General features: G+C 32.7%; 14 protein-coding genes and 1 pseudogene. 10 read left to right on the forward strand and 5 right to left on the reverse strand.

The window, feature by feature from the left end:
- Positions 1-48: 48 nt before the first annotated feature.
- On the reverse strand, positions 49-687 hold the full coding sequence (locus HMPREF2647_RS06390) for a redox-sensing transcriptional repressor Rex (RefSeq protein WP_017175284.1): 639 nt from the start codon (positions 685-687) through the stop codon (positions 49-51).
- A gap of 245 nt (positions 688-932) precedes the next feature.
- Here HMPREF2647_RS06390 and HMPREF2647_RS06395 point away from each other — a divergent pair, with 245 nt between their 5' ends.
- Positions 933-2,870: an ABC-F family ATP-binding cassette domain-containing protein gene (locus HMPREF2647_RS06395; RefSeq protein ID WP_017175285.1), complete on the forward strand. Its 1,938-nt coding sequence runs from the start codon at positions 933-935 to the stop codon at positions 2,868-2,870.
- A 337-nt stretch (positions 2,871-3,207) separates the two neighbouring features.
- On the opposite strand, the gene tsaD is transcribed toward HMPREF2647_RS06395, so the two are convergent.
- From tsaD to tsaE, 4 genes are read right to left on the reverse strand one after another with little or no spacing between them, the layout of a single operon-like run.
- Entirely contained in the window at positions 3,208-4,233 is a 1,026-nt protein-coding gene (gene tsaD, locus HMPREF2647_RS06400; RefSeq protein ID WP_070859745.1) for a tRNA (adenosine(37)-N6)-threonylcarbamoyltransferase complex transferase subunit TsaD, read from the reverse strand.
- Positions 4,226-4,651 carry a ribosomal protein S18-alanine N-acetyltransferase gene (gene rimI / locus HMPREF2647_RS06405; protein ID WP_371106724.1) on the reverse strand — a complete coding sequence of 142 codons (426 nt, stop codon included), beginning with the start codon at positions 4,649-4,651 and terminating at the stop codon, positions 4,226-4,228. The genes tsaD and rimI overlap by 8 nt, the downstream gene beginning before the upstream one ends.
- Before the next feature lie 11 nt (positions 4,652-4,662).
- Positions 4,663-5,328 carry a tRNA (adenosine(37)-N6)-threonylcarbamoyltransferase complex dimerization subunit type 1 TsaB gene (gene tsaB, locus HMPREF2647_RS06410; RefSeq protein ID WP_019835767.1) on the reverse strand — a complete coding sequence of 222 codons (666 nt, stop codon included), beginning with the start codon at positions 5,326-5,328 and terminating at the stop codon, positions 4,663-4,665.
- Positions 5,309-5,770 (reverse strand): tRNA (adenosine(37)-N6)-threonylcarbamoyltransferase complex ATPase subunit type 1 TsaE, encoded by a 462-nt coding sequence (tsaE, locus tag HMPREF2647_RS06415; protein WP_017175288.1) that lies wholly within the window; start codon positions 5,768-5,770, stop codon positions 5,309-5,311. Before tsaE ends, tsaB begins: the two co-directional genes overlap by 20 nt.
- Positions 5,771-6,212: 442 nt before the next feature.
- Here tsaE and ilvD point away from each other — a divergent pair.
- From ilvD to ilvA, 9 genes and pseudogenes are all read left to right on the forward strand, one after another.
- Positions 6,213-7,902: pseudogene (gene ilvD / locus HMPREF2647_RS06420) on the forward strand (dihydroxy-acid dehydratase).
- Between the two features lie 18 nt (positions 7,903-7,920).
- Positions 7,921-9,639 (forward strand): biosynthetic-type acetolactate synthase large subunit, encoded by a 1,719-nt coding sequence (ilvB, locus tag HMPREF2647_RS06425; protein WP_017175290.1) that lies wholly within the window; start codon positions 7,921-7,923, stop codon positions 9,637-9,639.
- On the forward strand, positions 9,636-9,875 hold the full coding sequence (locus HMPREF2647_RS06430) for an ACT domain-containing protein (protein WP_017175291.1): 240 nt from the start codon (positions 9,636-9,638) through the stop codon (positions 9,873-9,875). Before ilvB ends, HMPREF2647_RS06430 begins: the two co-directional genes overlap by 4 nt.
- Before the next feature lie 125 nt (positions 9,876-10,000).
- Positions 10,001-11,005, forward strand: coding sequence for a ketol-acid reductoisomerase (ilvC, locus tag HMPREF2647_RS06435; protein WP_002455079.1), 1,005 nt, complete (start codon positions 10,001-10,003; stop codon positions 11,003-11,005).
- 20 nt (positions 11,006-11,025) lie between these two features.
- Positions 11,026-12,558 (forward strand): 2-isopropylmalate synthase, encoded by a 1,533-nt coding sequence (locus HMPREF2647_RS06440; RefSeq protein WP_017175292.1) that lies wholly within the window; start codon positions 11,026-11,028, stop codon positions 12,556-12,558.
- Positions 12,558-13,601, forward strand: coding sequence for a 3-isopropylmalate dehydrogenase (gene leuB / locus HMPREF2647_RS06445; RefSeq protein WP_017175293.1), 1,044 nt, complete (start codon positions 12,558-12,560; stop codon positions 13,599-13,601). Before HMPREF2647_RS06440 ends, leuB begins: the two co-directional genes overlap by 1 nt.
- A gap of 17 nt (positions 13,602-13,618) precedes the next feature.
- Positions 13,619-14,989 (forward strand): 3-isopropylmalate dehydratase large subunit, encoded by a 1,371-nt coding sequence (gene leuC / locus HMPREF2647_RS06450; RefSeq protein WP_070859753.1) that lies wholly within the window; start codon positions 13,619-13,621, stop codon positions 14,987-14,989.
- A gap of 3 nt (positions 14,990-14,992) precedes the next feature.
- Complete coding sequence (leuD, locus tag HMPREF2647_RS06455) at positions 14,993-15,562, forward strand: 3-isopropylmalate dehydratase small subunit (RefSeq protein WP_019835770.1); 570 nt, start codon at positions 14,993-14,995, stop codon at positions 15,560-15,562.
- Between the two features lie 12 nt (positions 15,563-15,574).
- Positions 15,575-16,843, forward strand: coding sequence for a threonine ammonia-lyase IlvA (gene ilvA / locus HMPREF2647_RS06460; protein WP_019835771.1), 1,269 nt, complete (start codon positions 15,575-15,577; stop codon positions 16,841-16,843).
- Positions 16,844-16,973 lie beyond the last annotated feature (130 nt).

The raw sequence follows: 16,973 nt of genomic DNA on the forward strand, positions 1-16,973 counted from the left end.
CTTATCCAGATACTTTATGTCCCAGCCTCTTTAAAAAATAATTTAATATTAATTTGAAGAGTTTTTCATAAAGAATAATAGTGATTGTAATTCGATACCTAAATCGATATGATGAACTTGAACATCATTTGGCACATCAATTCTAGCAGGAGTAAAGTTTAAGATACCTTTTACATCAGCCTTAATAAGTCGATCTGAAACAGATTGTGCCACACTTCCTGGTGTAGTAAGAATCACTACATTAATATTTTGTTTTTGAAGTTCAGATGAAATATCATCAATATGCTTTACTGTCACTTTTCCAACTTTTGTACCAACAATATCTTTATCAATATCAAATGCAGCTGTAATTGTCATTTCATCATGTATTGAAAAATTGTAAGTAAGTAATGCACGTCCTAAATTCCCTACGCCAACAATAGCAATATGAATATTATTACTATCGCTAATCTCCGTTTTAAAGAATTCTAAAAGACTCTCAACGTTATAGCCATATCCTTTCTTACCTAACTCACCAAAATAAGAAAAATCTCTTCTTATCGTAGCTGATTCAATATCTAAAGCCTCACTAATTGTTTTAGAACTCACACGATCAATACCTTTGATTTTCAATGAATTAACAAATCGATAATATAAAGGTAAACGTTTTAATGTAGCGCGAGGTATTTTTGATTGATTTTGAGGCATATGCAATGTCCCCCTTTTGTTTGAACTTTTTAATCTATATATTCAAACTAACTAGAGTGCAATTAGTTATTTTAGTGAAATATATATAATGCCTATTATGGATACTGCAATATTATACCGTAACCTATTTCAAAAATAAATATCTTAGTTTCCTAAGCATACCTTATATTGTAAAATGATATAATAATGTCAAATTTAAAGTTAAATAAATGTGATTGTTACATAGATAGAAAGGTGAAACTTGAATGATACTTTTACAATTAAATGATATTTCAAAATCGTTTGATGGTGAAGATATATTTAATCATGTTAATTTTGAAGTTAAAACTGGAGAACGTATTGGCGTAGTAGGAAGAAATGGCGCTGGAAAATCAACGTTAATGAAGATTATTGCAGGTGTTGAAGATTATGATAGTGGTCATATTTCAAAAATCAAGAATTTACGCATTGGTTATTTAACTCAACAAATGACACTTGATTCTTCTCTGACTGTAATTGAAGAAATGTCAAAACCATTTGAACATATTAAGCATATGGAAACGCTTATTAATGATGAAACTGATTGGTTAGCCGCTCACGTTGATAGTTATGATTCAGAAGATTATAAACAACATATGGAGCGTTATGAATCATTATCTAATCAATTTGAACAACTTGAAGGTTATCAATATGAAAGTAAAATTAAAACAGTATTGCATGGTTTAAACTTTACTGAAGAAGAATTTGATAAACCCATTAATGATTTTAGTGGCGGACAAAAAACACGTTTATCTTTAGCACAGATGCTTTTAAGTGAACCCGATTTATTACTATTAGATGAACCTACAAACCATCTTGACTTGGAAACAACTAAGTGGTTAGAAGATTATTTAAAATATTTTAAAGGTGCCATCATTATTATTAGTCATGACAGATACTTCTTAGATAAAATTGTAACTCAAATATATGACGTTGCTTTAGGAGATGTGAAGCGTTATGTAGGTAATTATGAGCAATTTATTACTCAACGTGATAAATACTATGAATTAAGAATGCAAGAATATGAAAAACAACAAGAAGAAATTAAACGCCTTGAAACTTTCGTGGAAAAAAATATTACTCGAGCTTCAACAAGCGGTATGGCTAAAAGTCGTCGAAAAACATTAGAAAAAATGGAACGTATCGATAAGCCAATGATGGATGCTAAAAGTGCTAATATCCAGTTTGGATTTGATAGAAATACTGGCAATGATGTGATGCATATCCGTAATCTAGAAGTAGGTTATCAATCCCCTATCACTGCTCCTATTAATATTGAAGTTACAAAAGGAGACCATATTGCTATTATTGGACCTAATGGAGTTGGAAAGACTACACTTATCAAAACAATTGCAAATCGTCAAAAAGCATTAGGTGGAGAAATTACTTATGGTGCTAATTTAAACATAGGATATTACGATCAAAAACAAGCAGAATTCAAATCTAATAAAACAATATTAGATTATGTTTGGGATCAATATCCTATGATGAATGAAAAAGATGTCCGCGCTATTTTAGGACGATTTTTATTCGTTCAAGATGACGTCAAAAAAGTTATTAATGATTTATCAGGGGGCGAAAAAGCACGTTTGCAATTAGCTTTACTTATGTTACAACGTGATAACGTTTTGATACTCGATGAACCTACTAACCATCTTGATATAGATTCTAAAGAAATGTTAGAACAAGCGTTAAAAGATTTTGAAGGTACAATTTTATTTGTTTCCCATGATCGATATTTTATTAATCAACTAGCAAATAAAGTATTTGATTTAAATAAAGATGGTGGTCAACTGTATTTAGGTGACTATCAATATTTTATTGAGAAAACAGAAGAAGCTTCTGCGTTAAAGGAATTTGAAGCGGAACACAATAAAGATGAAACGCTTGATTTAGAAGACACCGATTCGTCAACAACTAATACGTATGCTTCTCAAAAACAATATAAGAGAGAATTACGAAAAATTGAGCGTCAAATTGAGCAATGTGAAGAACAAATCGAAAAATATGAAGAACAAATTACTCAAATTGATCAACAATTGACTCAGCCTGATATTTTTAATGATCCTATTAAGGCAAATGAACTTGCTGAGCAGAAATTAAGTACCGAACGACAATTAGAGAATGTTATGGCTGAATGGGAAGAATTACAAGAAAAAATTTAATATATCTAAGAAAAACTAGTAAAGGTATCAAATTTTTACTAGTTTTTTTATTTATTTCATTCACAAATTTATAAACAACTAAAATACTGATATATCAGTTATCCACGAACTTATCCTAGTTATCCACAACGTGAATGATAATAATTTACATAACTTTTACACAACATTCAAACTATATTCACACCTTTACCCCCTTTTTATCCACAAGATATTAACTATTTGTTGATAAGTACACACGTTCTCTATTGACATATATCATATATCAATACATTAACCTAATTAAATAAAAAAGTAATTGAAACTTATTTGATTTTAAGTTCAATTACTTTTTACTTTATTATTCAACTGTTACATCTTCAATATCTATATTATTTTTTCCATTTAAATCTAGAGATGAAGTTACTCCAGCTTTATAGTAATAATATCCAGCAGCCCCAATCATAGCAGCATTATCTGTACATAACTTTGAATTAGGTATTGAAAGTTTAATGTTATTTTCTTTACACAAATGATTTAATCGTTCTCTTAATCCTTTGTTACTAGCTACTCCGCCAGCTACAATAAGGTGTTCAACATGATAAGATTTACAAGCATTAATAGCCTTTGTACTTAATACATCAACAACACTATTTTGGAAACTGGTAGCAACATCTTCTTTTTTTATGTCTTCATTTTTTTGTCGCTGATTGTGTAACTTATTAATCACTGCACTTTTTAATCCACTAAAGCTAAAATCATAACTATCTTTTTCAAGCCATACTCTAGGAAAATGGTATGTGTCCTTTCCTTCCAAAGCAAGTGCATCTATAGCTGGGCCTCCTGGATATGGTAAATCAATTGTTCTTGCTACCTTATCATAAGCCTCTCCTACAGCATCATCTCGTGTTTCACCAATGACTTCAAAATTTAAATGTGATTTCATATAAATGAGTTCTGTATGTCCACCCGAAACGATTAATGCTATTAAAGGAAAGGTTAACGGTTCTTCAAGATGATTAGCATAAATATGTCCAGCAATATGATGAACAGGAATGATTGGCTTATTATAGGCAAATGCTAAAGCTTTTGCTGCATTAATTCCTATTAGAAGTGCCCCTATTAATCCAGGCCCTTGTGTAACAGCTACGGCATCGATATCTTCCATAGTAGCATTAGCTGAAGATAACGCTTCATCAATTGTAGTCGTAATTCCCTCTACATGATGTCTACTTGCAACTTCAGGGACTACTCCCCCAAAACGTTTATGACTTTCTATTTGACTAAGTACAATATTAGATAAAATCGTATTTCCATTTTTTATAACACTTACACTTGTTTCGTCACAACTTGTTTCAACCGCTAATATTAATATGTCTCTATTCATTTAAATTCACCCACATCACTAATGCATCCTCGCCTTCTCCATAGTAATTTTTTCTTTTACCGCCATATTGAAACCCTAATTTTTTATATACATGTTGAGCTATCACATTCGTAATTCTCACTTCTAAACTCATCACATCACAAGTATGCCTAGCATAGTCCATCACATAATTAAGTAATAGCTGACCTAATCCATAGTCTCTGAATGATTCTTTGATTGCTATGGTTGTAATTTGAGCTTGATCAATTACTATCCATAATCCTAAATATCCAATAATTTCTTCTTGAAAAATAACAACAAAGTACTTTGCGAAGTTATTTTCATTTAATTCATGGTAAAATGCATCAACGGTCCATGAACTATCGTTGAAGCTTTCTCTCTCAATATCGAAAACACTTGGTACATCATCGACTTGCATCGCTCTAATAGTTAACTGTTCTTCTGTTGGTTTAACCAATTACGTTCCGCCTCTGACAATTTTATATAATTTGGTACAAACGTATGAATGTTCTCAGGTTGATGAATCAAGTGTTTCATGACAGTTGCATTAGGCAGTTTAGTCTCAATATCTCCATGTAGTAATTCAGATATTTTTTCCGTGTCCTCTCCTACAAACACATAAGGTTGATTTAAAGCATTGAGTTTTTTATGCAACGCTTCTAAAGAAATATATTGGTCTTTTTCAATTGTATTTAATTGATTATTTTCATATTGATATAATCCTGTATATACCGCTTGGCGACGAGCATCAAATATTGGTACGATAATTCTTTTATCATTCGTATCTATAGTAGCCGCTAATGCTTTTAACGATGAGACACCATATAATTTAGTATTCAAAGCATAGGCTAATGTTTTCGCTACAGTAACGCCTATTCTCACTCCTGTATAAGAGCCAGGTCCTTTTGCAACAACAATCCCATCTAATTCTTGTTTTTTTAAATTCGATTCATTAAATAAGGATTGAATACCAGGCATAAGTTGGCTCGAATGATCTTTTTTACTATTTGTTGTTTTTATTGCTAAAACTTCATCATCGTTCATCAAAGCAATTGACATGGGTTGATTTGAAGTATCAATTAACAGTAAGTTCATTGTCTATCTCTTCCTTTATTTTAGTATAATGATAGCCTTTTGCTGCTATATTAATTTGTCGTTGACTTTCATTTATAGTCGTAATATTAATCACTAAATACTCTTCTGGAAGGAACTCCTGTATAAATTGACTCCATTCAATTATTGTAACAGCGTCATCTTCAAAGTATTCATTAAATCCTAAATCTTCATCTGAATCTTCTAAGCGATAACAATCCATATGATGAAGTTTTAACTCCTTACCTTTGTATGATTTTATGATATTAAACGTAGGAGAATTAATATTACGCTTTACTCCTAGATATTTACCTATAAATTGAGTCAACGTTGTTTTACCAGCACCTAAATCTCCATTCAATAAAATGACATCTTTTGAACCAACATGTTTCATTAAAATTTTAGCAAAATGTTCCATCTCATCTAAATTTTTGATAGGTATCATGTATTGTTCTCTCTCCTCATGTTTATTTTACTCTTCATTATTTCATCTAAATTTAACTTAATAATTGTAACAAACTTTACTAAAAATTTCTCATTAATAAAACATAAATTATTCTTCTAAATTGTTAGAAAATTCTAAAAAGAGTATTGACTTTAATATCTGTTTAGTGTAAATTAAATTTATCAAATTTTTAAACAATTCTAACTATTCAAATAATAATCCATTCAAGAAAGGAGTATAATACCATGCAATCATTTACATATTCACTGTCACCACTAGAAAATTTAATTATTTTATTATACTCTTCAGGGCTGGAACTTTAGTAGCTTAATTTACTAAATGTTTAAGTCCTATTTCTCATTGAATGGGACTTAAAAACGTCCCAACTTTATTGGGGCGTTTTTTTATTTTAATAATTAGTAATTTATGGGGGAATGAATAAATGAGAAGTGACATGATAAAAAAAAGGTGATCACCAAGCACCAGCAAGAAGCCTATTACACGCGACAGGAGCACTTAAAAGTCCTACTGACATGAATAAGCCTTTTGTAGCAATTTGTAATTCATATATCGATATCGTTCCTGGACATGTTCATTTAAGAGAATTAGCTGATATTGCAAAAGAAGCGATTCGTGAAGCAGGAGCAATTCCTTTTGAATTTAATACAATCGGTGTCGATGATGGAATAGCAATGGGACATATTGGTATGAGGTATTCCTTACCGTCACGTGAAATTATTGCAGATGCGGCTGAAACTGTTATCAATGCTCATTGGTTTGATGGTGTATTTTATATTCCTAACTGTGACAAAATTACACCTGGCATGTTATTAGCAGCTGTTAGAACAAATGTCCCTGCTATCTTTTGTTCAGGTGGCCCAATGAAAGCTGGTTTATCTGCTCAGGGAAAAGCTTTAACTCTATCATCTATGTTCGAAGCAGTCGGAGCTTTTAAAGAAGGTTCAATTACTAAAGAAGAATTTTTAGATATGGAACAAAATGCTTGTCCAACATGTGGATCATGTGCAGGAATGTTCACAGCAAATTCTATGAACTGTTTAATGGAAGTCTTAGGATTAGCACTTCCCTACAACGGTACAGCTTTAGCAGTAAGCGATCAACGTCGTGAAATGATTAGACAAGCAGCATTCCAATTGGTAGAAAATATAAAAAATGATATTAAACCTCGTGATATTGTTACAAAAGAAGCAATTGATGATGCATTTGCTTTAGATATGGCAATGGGTGGTTCAACAAATACTGTACTTCATACATTAGCAATTGCTAATGAAGCTGGAATTGAATATGACTTAGAAAGAATTAATGAAATTGCTAAAAAAACGCCTTATTTATCTAAGATTGCACCAAGTTCTTCTTATTCTATGCACGATGTTCATGAAGCTGGCGGATGTCCAGCAATCATTAATGAATTAATGAAAAAAGAAGGAACCCTACATCCAGATCGACTCACAGTTACTGGTAAAACATTAAGAGAAAATAACCAAGGTAAAGAGATTAAAAATTTCGATGTTATTCATTCTTTAGATGCTCCATATGATAAAGAAGGTGGATTGTCCGTCTTATTCGGTAATATTGCTCCTAAAGGTGCAGTAATTAAAGTTGGTGGTGTTGATCCTTCAATTAAAGTATTTAAAGGAAAAGCAATTTGCTTTGATTCACATGATGCAGCTGTAGAAGCAATTGATAATAAAACAGTTCGTGAAGGTCACGTAGTGGTCATTCGATATGAAGGACCTAAAGGAGGTCCGGGTATGCCAGAAATGTTAGCTCCTACATCATCTATCGTCGGAAGAGGTTTAGGAAAAGATGTCGCTTTAATTACGGATGGACGTTTTTCTGGAGCTACTCGTGGTATCGCTGTAGGTCATATTTCACCAGAAGCAGCCTCAGGAGGTCCTATTGGTCTGATTAGAGATGGTGATGAAATTACTATTGACTTAGTAAATCGAACTTTAGATGTTAATCAGCCTCAAGAAGAATTGTATAAACGTAAAGAAGAACTTGAGCCTTTTAAAGCTAAAGTAAAAACAGGTTATCTTGCAAGATACACTGCTTTAGTAACCAGTGCAAATACGGGTGGTATTATGCAAGTCCCAGAAAATCTTATTTAAATTTAAGGAGCGATAAATATGTCAAAAACAAAGGAAAGTAATAAACAAACTGAAACACTTACAACTCGAAGTGGTTCTGACTTATTAGTAGAAGCACTTGTACACGAAGATGTTGATTTCATTTTTGGATATCCAGGTGGCGCAGTTTTACCATTATACGATACATTTTATGATGAAAAAATTAAACATATTCTTGCACGTCATGAACAAGGTGCTACCCATGCCGCTGAAGGATACGCACGTGTTTCAGGCAAACCTGGTGTCGTCGTCGTAACAAGTGGTCCTGGAGCTACAAATGCTATCACTGGTATTACTGATGCTTATTGTGATTCTCTACCCTTAGTCGTATTTACCGGACAAGTGGCAACCCCTGGTATTGGTAAAGATGCATTCCAAGAAGCTGATTTATTATCAATGACGACACCAATTACAAAAGCTAATTACCAAGTTAAACATGTAGATGATATTCCTAGAATTGTTCACGAGGCATTCTATTTAGCAAATACTGGACGTAAAGGACCTGTAGTTATTGATTTCCCAAAAGATATGGGCGTTTTAACTTCTTCTGCTCCACTTGAAGAAGAAGTTCATTTACCTTCATATCAAGTAACTGAAAATCCAAATAAAGAAGATATTCAACAACTTTCTCAATATTTAAATCATGCAAAACAACCTGTTGTTTTAGCTGGAGCAGGTATCAATCACTCAAAATCAAATGATTTATTAACCGAATTTGTTACTCACCATCAAATTCCTGTTGTTACAACTTTATTAGGTCTAGGTGCTATTCCATATGAAAATCCCCTTTTCCTTGGTATGGGCGGTATGCATGGCTCTTATGCAAGTAACATGGCACTCACTGAATGTGACTTACTCATTAATTTAGGTAGTCGATTTGATGACCGTTTGGCTAGTAATCCTAACGAATTCGCACCAAATGCTAAAGTGGTACACATTGATATTGATGAATCAGAAATTAATAAAGTGATTCCTACAACACTCGGTATTGTTGCAGATTGTAAAAAAGTATTAGAAACATTAGTTACTGAACATCAAAGTCATGCTACATACAAAGAATGGGTAGACCATTGTTTAGATAATAAATCAAAACATCCATTTAAATACAAAGAAGCTAATGATACATTTTGTCGTCCACAAGAAGCGATTGAATATATTGGTAAAATCACAAATGGTGAAGCCATCATCACTACAGATGTAGGTCAGCATCAAATGTGGTCAGCACAATTTTATCCGTTTAAACATCATAGTCAATGGGTTACAAGTGGTGGATTAGGAACAATGGGATTCGGTATTCCTTCAGCAATTGGTGCACAACTCGCAGCTCCAGATAAAACAGTTATTTGTTTTGTAGGTGATGGTGGATTCCAAATGACCAATCAAGAAATGGCGTTATTACCTGAATATCATCTAAATGTAAAAATTGTTTTAATTAACAACGGTACATTAGGAATGGTAAAACAATGGCAAGATAAATTCTTTAATCAACGTTTTTCACATTCTGTTTTCAATGATCAACCAGATTTTATTAAAATGGCTGAAGCTTACGGTGTTAAAAGCTTCTTAATCGATCACCCTAATAAATTAAAAGCGCAATTAGATGAAGCTTTTAATTATGAAGGTCCTGCTTTAATTGAAGTAAGAATTTCTCCAGCGGAACCTGTAAACCCTATGATTCCTAGTGGTAAAGCTAATCATGAAATGGAGGGCCTAGAATGAACCGAACTTTAAAATTAAAAGTAGCTGACCAAGTCAGTACGTTAAATCGAATCACAAGTGCTTTTGTAAGATTACAGTACAATATCAATGAATTATATGTAAAACCTGCTAGTGAAGATGGCATATCTGATATGACAATCAAAGTTCATATTGAGGATGAAGATGTATATCGAATTTTAATTACTAAATTAAAAAAACAAGTCAGTGTTATTAATGTTGAAGATGTGAATGATTAATTCTTAGATGATGCGCTAGCATTTTACATCAATTATCATATTTAATGTCTAACATCATAAAGTTAATTATTACCTTTTTAATATTCGCAATTTTTGAAATTTTTTAACTAATGGAGGAAAGTATTATGACAAAAGTTTATTATGATCAATCAGTAGAAAAAGATGCACTACAAGGTAAAAAAATCGCTATTATCGGTTACGGTTCTCAAGGCCATGCACATGCTCAAAACCTTAAAGATAACGGTTACGACGTAAGAGTTGGTATTCGTCCAGGTAATTCATTTAATAAAGCTAAAGAAGATGGATTAGATGTTTATCCAGTGGCTGAAGCAGTTAAACAAGCAGACGTTATTATGGTATTACTTCCTGATGAAATTCAAGGTAATGTATATAAAAATGAAATTGCTCCAAATTTAGAAGCTGGTAATGCATTAGCTTTTGCACATGGATTTAATATTCATTTTAACGTCATCGAACCACCTAAAGATGTAGATGTCTTCTTAGTAGCACCTAAAGGTCCTGGTCATCTAGTAAGACGTACATTTGTTGAAGGTTCAGCTGTGCCAGCATTATTTGGCGTTCAACAAGATGCTACAGGTCATGCACGTGATATTGCTTTAAGTTATGCAAAAGGTATTGGTGCTACACGTGCTGGTGTTATTGAAACAACATTTAAAGAAGAAACTGAAACTGACTTATTCGGTGAACAAGCTGTACTTTGTGGGGGAATTCATAAACTGATTCAAAGTGGTTTCGAGACATTAGTGGAAGCTGGATATCAAAAAGAATTAGCATATTTTGAAGTACTACATGAAATGAAACTGATCGTTGATTTAATGTATGAAGGCGGTATGGAAAATGTACGTTATTCAATTTCAAATACTGCTGAATTTGGTGACTACGTATCTGGTCCACGTGTCATTACTCCAGATGTTAAAGATAATATGAAAGAAGTACTTAAAGATATTCAAAATGGTAATTTCGCTAATCGCTTTGTTAAAGATAACGAAAATGGATTTAAAGAATTTTATGAATTACGTGAACAACAACATGGTCATGAAATTGAAGCAGTGGGTCGTGAACTAAGAAAAATGATGCCATTCATTAAATCTAAAAGCATTCAAAAATAAAATGTAAGGAGATGTTAAAAATGGAAAGCCATATTCAAATATTTGATACAACGTTAAGAGATGGAGAGCAAACACCTGGTGTGAATTTTTCATTTGATGAACGTTTAAGTATTGCTAAGCAACTTGAAAAATGGGGAGTCGATGTTATTGAAGCAGGCTTCCCCGCTTCAAGTACTGGAAGTTTTAAATCTGTAGAAGCAATCTCTAAAGCATTAACTACCACTGCAGTGTGTGGATTAGCAAGATGTAAAAAATCTGATATTGATGCTGTATATGAAGCAACAAAATGTGCTGCTAAACCACGTGTTCATGTATTTATTGCTACTTCCCCTATTCATTTAGAGCATAAGCTAAAAATGACTCAAGAAGAAGTCTTAGAATCAATTAAGGAACATGTCAGTTATGCTAAATCATTATTCGATGTAGTACAATTCTCACCAGAAGATGCATCAAGAACAGATCAAGCATTCCTTATAAAATCTGTTCAAACAGCTGTTGATGCAGGAGCTACAATAATCAATATTCCAGATACTGTTGGATATAGTTATCCAAGTGAATATGGTGTCATTTTTAAATCTCTTATTACAAATGTTAAATCAGAAAAAGAAATTATTTATAGTGCACATTGTCATGATGATTTGGGTATGGCAGTAGCAAATAGCTTAGCTGCAATTGAAAATGGCGCGAAACGCATTGAAGGTACTGTAAATGGTATTGGTGAACGTGCAGGTAATACTGCATTAGAAGAAATTGCATTAGCACTATACGTTCGCAAAGATCATTATGGTATTGAAACAAAATTAAAATTAGAGCAAACTAAATTGACTTCAGATTTAATTTCTAGATATGCAGGCATTCGAGTTCCAAGAAATAAAGCAATTGTTGGTCAAAATGCTTTCAGTCATGAATCAGGTATTCATCAAGATGGTGTTCTTAAAAATCCTGAAACGTACGAAATCATGACGCCTCAACTTGTTGGAATAAGCAAAAACGAATTACCTTTAGGCAAACTTTCTGGTAAACATGCTTTTGCTGAAAAACTTAAAACGTTAGGTTATGACATTGAACCTAAACAACAAATCGAGTTATTCAAACAATTTAAAGCAGTAGCAGATAAGAAAAAATCAGTATCTGACCGAGATATTCATGCGATTATTCAAGGTTCTGAACATGAACAAAATGCAATTTATCAAGTAGAAACTTTGCAATTACAATATGTTTCAAATGGTCTACAAAGCGCTGTTGTTGTCATTAAAGATAAAAAAGGTCATATTTATCAAGATTCAAGCATTGGTACAGGATCAATTGTTGCAATTTACAATGCTGTTGATCGTATTTTTAAAAAGGATAGTGAACTCATCGATTATAGAATTGATTCAGTTACTGAAGGTACAGATGCACAAGCTGAGGTTCATGTTGAGCTTGTTATTGAAAATCAACATGTTAATGGTATAGGTATCGATCATGATATACTTCAAGCTTCTTGTAAAGCATATGTAGAAGCTCATGCTAAATATATTGCCCAAGATTTAGAGAAAGTAGGTAATAAATAATGACATATAAAATTGTTGCTTTACCCGGAGATGGCATCGGACCTGAAATTTTAAATGGAAGTTTAGAGTTATTAGAAATAATAAGTAAGAAATACAATTTCACCTATAATTTAAAAAGTTATGATTTTGGAGGAGCCGCCATTGATACACATGGCACTCCCCTTCCTAATGAAACACTCTCTGCCTGTCAAGAAGCAGATGCGATTTTATTAGGAGCAGTTGGAGGACCAAAATGGACAGATCCTAATAATCGTCCAGAACAAGGATTATTAGCGTTACGTAAAAAGTTAGGCTTATTTGCTAATATTCGTCCTACTAAAGTGACTGAAGGTACCAGTCAATTTTCACCTTTAAAAGAAGAGCGTGTTAAACATACAGACTTAGTTATAGTTCGTGAATTAACGAGTGGCATTTATTTTGGTGAACCTAGACATATGAATCATTCTGAAGCATTAGATTCTCTCACTTATACTAAAGCTGAAATAGAACGTATTGCTAAAGTTGCATTTGAATTAGCACGTACTCGTAGTAAAAAAGTAACTTCTGTAGATAAAGAGAATGTCCTTGCTTCAAGTAAACTTTGGAGAAAAACTGTTACTGAAGTAAGCAAGTCTTATCCGGACATCGAATTAAATCATTTACTCGTTGATGCGTGTAGTATGCATTTAATTACTCATCCTTCACAATTCGACGTCATTGTTACTGAAAATCTCTTTGGTGATATTTTAAGTGATGAAGCTTCAGTAATACCTGGTTCACTCGGTTTATCACCTTCGGCAAGTTTTAGTGAACACGGTACTAGACTTTATGAACCTATTCATGGTTCAGCGCCTGACATTGCTCATCAAAATCTTGCTAATCCATTTGGAATGGTATTGTCACTAGCAATGTGTTTAAGAGAAAGTTTAAATCAAAGTGTCGCAGCAGAAGAATTAGAACATGCTGTATATCATTTAATTAAAATTGGTAAAACAACAAAAGATCTTGGAGGACACTATAAAACTTCAGACATCTTTGAGTTACTAAAAAAAAGTTATCAATAAAGGGAGGTACATAAATAATGGCTCAAACATTATTTGATAAAGTTTGGAATAAACATGTCTTAACTGGTAACGAAGGCGAACCTCAACTCTTATACATAGATTTACATCTTATACATGAAGTGACCTCTCCTCAAGCTTTTGAAGGATTAAGACTTCAAAAAAGACAACTTAGACGTCCAGATTTAACCTTTGCAACTCTTGATCATAATGTTCCTACAATCGATATATATAATATTAGAGATGAAATTGCTAATAAACAGATTACGACTTTACAGAAAAACGCCAAAGATTTTGGTGTACATATTTTTGATATGGGTTCAGATGAGCAAGGTATCGTTCATATGGTAGGTCCTGAAACTGGATTAACACAACCAGGTAAGACAATCGTATGTGGTGATTCACATACAGCAACTCACGGGGCATTTGGTGCTATTGCTTTTGGCATTGGAACAAGTGAAGTAGAACATGTTTTTGCAACTCAAACATTATGGCAAACAAAACCTAAAAATCTTAAAATTGAAGTTTCAGGTAAATTACAACCAGGTGTGTATGCTAAAGATATTATTTTACATTTAATCAATCAACATGGTGTAGATTTCGGAACAGGCTATGCACTTGAGTTTACTGGAGAAACCATTCAATCACTATCCATGGAGGGTCGAATGACAATTTGTAACATGGCAATTGAAGGTGGAGCTAAATACGGTATTATTCAACCGGATGAAACTACATTTGAATACATCAAAGGTCGACCATATGCACAGAACTTTAATCAATCTATTGGAGAATGGCAGAAACTATATTCAGATGAAGATGCTCATTTTGACAAAGTGATTACACTTGATGTAACCAATTTAGAACCTCAAGTGACATGGGGCACAAATCCAGAGATGGGTGTGAATTTTAGTTCTCCATTCCCAGAAATTCAAAATATTAATGATGAACGTGCATACAACTATATGGGACTAAAACCTGGTCAAAAAGCAGAAGATATCGATTTAGGTTATGTCTTTTTAGGTTCATGTACTAATGCTCGCCTATCAGATTTGATAGAAGCAAGCCATATCGTAAAAGGAAAAAAAGTACATCCTAAAATTACTGCTATTGTTGTTCCTGGCTCACGTACAGTAAAAAAAGAAGCAGAATCTCTAGGGTTAGACAAAGTATTTAAAGAAGCAGGCTTTGAATGGAGAGAACCTGGATGTTCCATGTGCTTAGGAATGAATCCTGACCAAGTACCAGAAGGTGTCCATTGTGCCTCAACAAGTAATCGAAATTTTGAGGGTCGACAAGGTAAAGGTGCACGTACACATCTTGTTTCTCCGGCTATGGCTGCAGCCGCAGCAATAAATGGTAAATTCGTTGACGTAAGAAAGGTGGTTGTATAAGTAATGGATATTCAACCTATCACCCAATACACAGGTAAAGTAGTCCCTTTGTTTAACGACAATATTGATACAGATCAAATTATTCCAAAAGTTCATCTTAAACGAATTACTAAAACTGGTTTTGGACCCTTTGCTTTTGATGAATGGCGTTATTTACCTGATGGATCAGATAATCCGGATTTTAATCTAAACAAACCAAAATATAAAGGTGCTTCAATTCTTATTACTGGAGACAACTTTGGTTGTGGTTCAAGTCGTGAACATGCTGCTTGGGCTTTAAAAGATTTTGGCTTTAATATTATTATTGCTGGTGGTTTTAGCGATATCTTCTATATGAATTGTACAAAAAATGGAATGTTACCTATTGTTTTAAATGAACAATCTAGAAAATATCTAGCCGATCAAAATAATATAACGGTTGATTTACCAAATCAAACTGTGTCAGCAAATAATCAATCTTTCCACTTTGATATAGATGAAACTTGGAAAGATAAACTTATAAATGGATTAGATGATATTGCTATTACATTAAAATATGAAGAATTAATAGAGAAATATGAGAAAACAATGTAAGGATGATAACAAATGGTTTTAAAGACAACGGTAACAGCTACTGATGTAGACGAAGCTTATTTACGTATAAAAGATGTTGTGAAAGAAACACCATTACAATATGATCATTATCTTTCACAAAAATATAATTGTAATGTTTATTTAAAAAGAGAAGACTTGCAATGGGTACGCTCATTTAAATTGCGTGGTGCTTATAACGCTATTTCAGTATTAGACACACAAGCTAAATCAAAAGGTATTACTTGCGCAAGTGCTGGTAATCATGCCCAAGGAGTAGCTTATACTGCTAAAGCATTAAATTTAAAAGCTGTTATCTTTATGCCAGTGACAACCCCTCTTCAAAAAGTAAATCAAGTTAAATTCTTCGGTGCAGAAAATGTAGAAATCGTTCTAACTGGCGATACATTTGATGATTGTTTAAAAGAAGCTTTAGTTTATACAGATGAGCATCATATGACATTTATTGATCCATTCAACAATGTTTATACTATCGCTGGTCAAGGGACATTAGCAAAAGAAATTTTATTAGAAGCAAAAAAAGAAAAGATTCAATTTGATTATCTCTTTGCAGCTATTGGAGGCGGAGGTCTAATATCCGGTGTAAGTACATATATGCATGAACATAGTCCACATACACAAATCATTGGCGTCGAACCTGCCGGAGCAAGTAGTATGTATGAATCAGTAGTAGTTCAAAATAAAGTTGTAACTTTAGAACATATAGATAAATTTGTTGATGGCGCTTCAGTAGCACGTGTTGGTGATATTACCTTTAATATTGTCAAACAATACGTCAACGACTACTTACAAATTGATGAAGGCGCAGTATGTTCTACAATTTTAGATATGTACTCTAAACAAGCAATAGTAGCAGAACCAGCAGGTGCATTAAGTGTATCAGCTCTTGAATTTTATAAAGACAATATTATAGGAAAAACTGTAGTATGCGTAGTCAGTGGTGGAAATAATGATATTAATCGTATGAAAGAAATTGAAGAACGTTCACTTTTATATGAAGAAATGAAACATTATTTCATTTTAAATTTCCCTCAACGTCCAGGAGCTTTAAAAGAATTTGTTAATGATGTTTTAGGTCCTCAAGATGATATTACTAAATTTGAATATCTAAAAAAAGCTTCTCAAAATACGGGTACTGTTATTATTGGCATTCAGTTAAATAATCATCAAGATTTAGAACAATTAAAACATAATGTCGATGAATTTGATCCATCAAATATTTATATTAATGAAAATAAAATGTTGTATTCATTATTAATTTGAAATAATATTAAAAACTTCTTCAGTATATTATTGAAGAAGTTTTATCATTTTTTAGTTTAATACATTTACTCCTCAATTCATTAGTTTCAAAAGATTTATCTAAATTTCGACATAAAAAAAGAGACCTCAC

The organism is Staphylococcus sp. HMSC035D11 (assembly GCF_001836075.1).
Classification (GTDB): Bacteria; Bacillota; Bacilli; order Staphylococcales; family Staphylococcaceae; genus Staphylococcus; species Staphylococcus hominis.

Bases quoted from the DNA above. Each gene is read 5' to 3' on its own strand.
- rimI (WP_371106724.1), bottom strand. From the start codon at position 4,651: ATGCAAGTCGATGATGTACCAAGTGTTTTCGATATTGAGAGAGAAAGC.
- tsaB (WP_019835767.1), bottom strand. From the start codon at position 5,328: ATGAACTTACTGTTAATTGATACTTCAAATCAACCCATGTCAATTGCT.
- ilvC (WP_002455079.1), top strand. From the start codon at position 10,001: ATGACAAAAGTTTATTATGATCAATCAGTAGAAAAAGATGCACTACAA.
- HMPREF2647_RS06440 (WP_017175292.1), top strand. From the start codon at position 11,026: ATGGAAAGCCATATTCAAATATTTGATACAACGTTAAGAGATGGAGAG.
- HMPREF2647_RS06430 (WP_017175291.1), top strand. From the start codon at position 9,636: ATGAACCGAACTTTAAAATTAAAAGTAGCTGACCAAGTCAGTACGTTA.
- tsaD (WP_070859745.1), bottom strand. From the start codon at position 4,233: ATGAATAGAGACATATTAATATTAGCGGTTGAAACAAGTTGTGACGAA.
- ilvA (WP_019835771.1), top strand. From the start codon at position 15,575: ATGGTTTTAAAGACAACGGTAACAGCTACTGATGTAGACGAAGCTTAT.
- leuC (WP_070859753.1), top strand. From the start codon at position 13,619: ATGGCTCAAACATTATTTGATAAAGTTTGGAATAAACATGTCTTAACT.
- ilvB (WP_017175290.1), top strand. From the start codon at position 7,921: ATGTCAAAAACAAAGGAAAGTAATAAACAAACTGAAACACTTACAACT.
- HMPREF2647_RS06395 (WP_017175285.1), top strand. From the start codon at position 933: ATGATACTTTTACAATTAAATGATATTTCAAAATCGTTTGATGGTGAA.
- leuD (WP_019835770.1), top strand. From the start codon at position 14,993: ATGGATATTCAACCTATCACCCAATACACAGGTAAAGTAGTCCCTTTG.
- leuB (WP_017175293.1), top strand. From the start codon at position 12,558: ATGACATATAAAATTGTTGCTTTACCCGGAGATGGCATCGGACCTGAA.
- tsaE (WP_017175288.1), bottom strand. From the start codon at position 5,770: ATGATACCTATCAAAAATTTAGATGAGATGGAACATTTTGCTAAAATT.
- HMPREF2647_RS06390 (WP_017175284.1), bottom strand. From the start codon at position 687: ATGCCTCAAAATCAATCAAAAATACCTCGCGCTACATTAAAACGTTTA.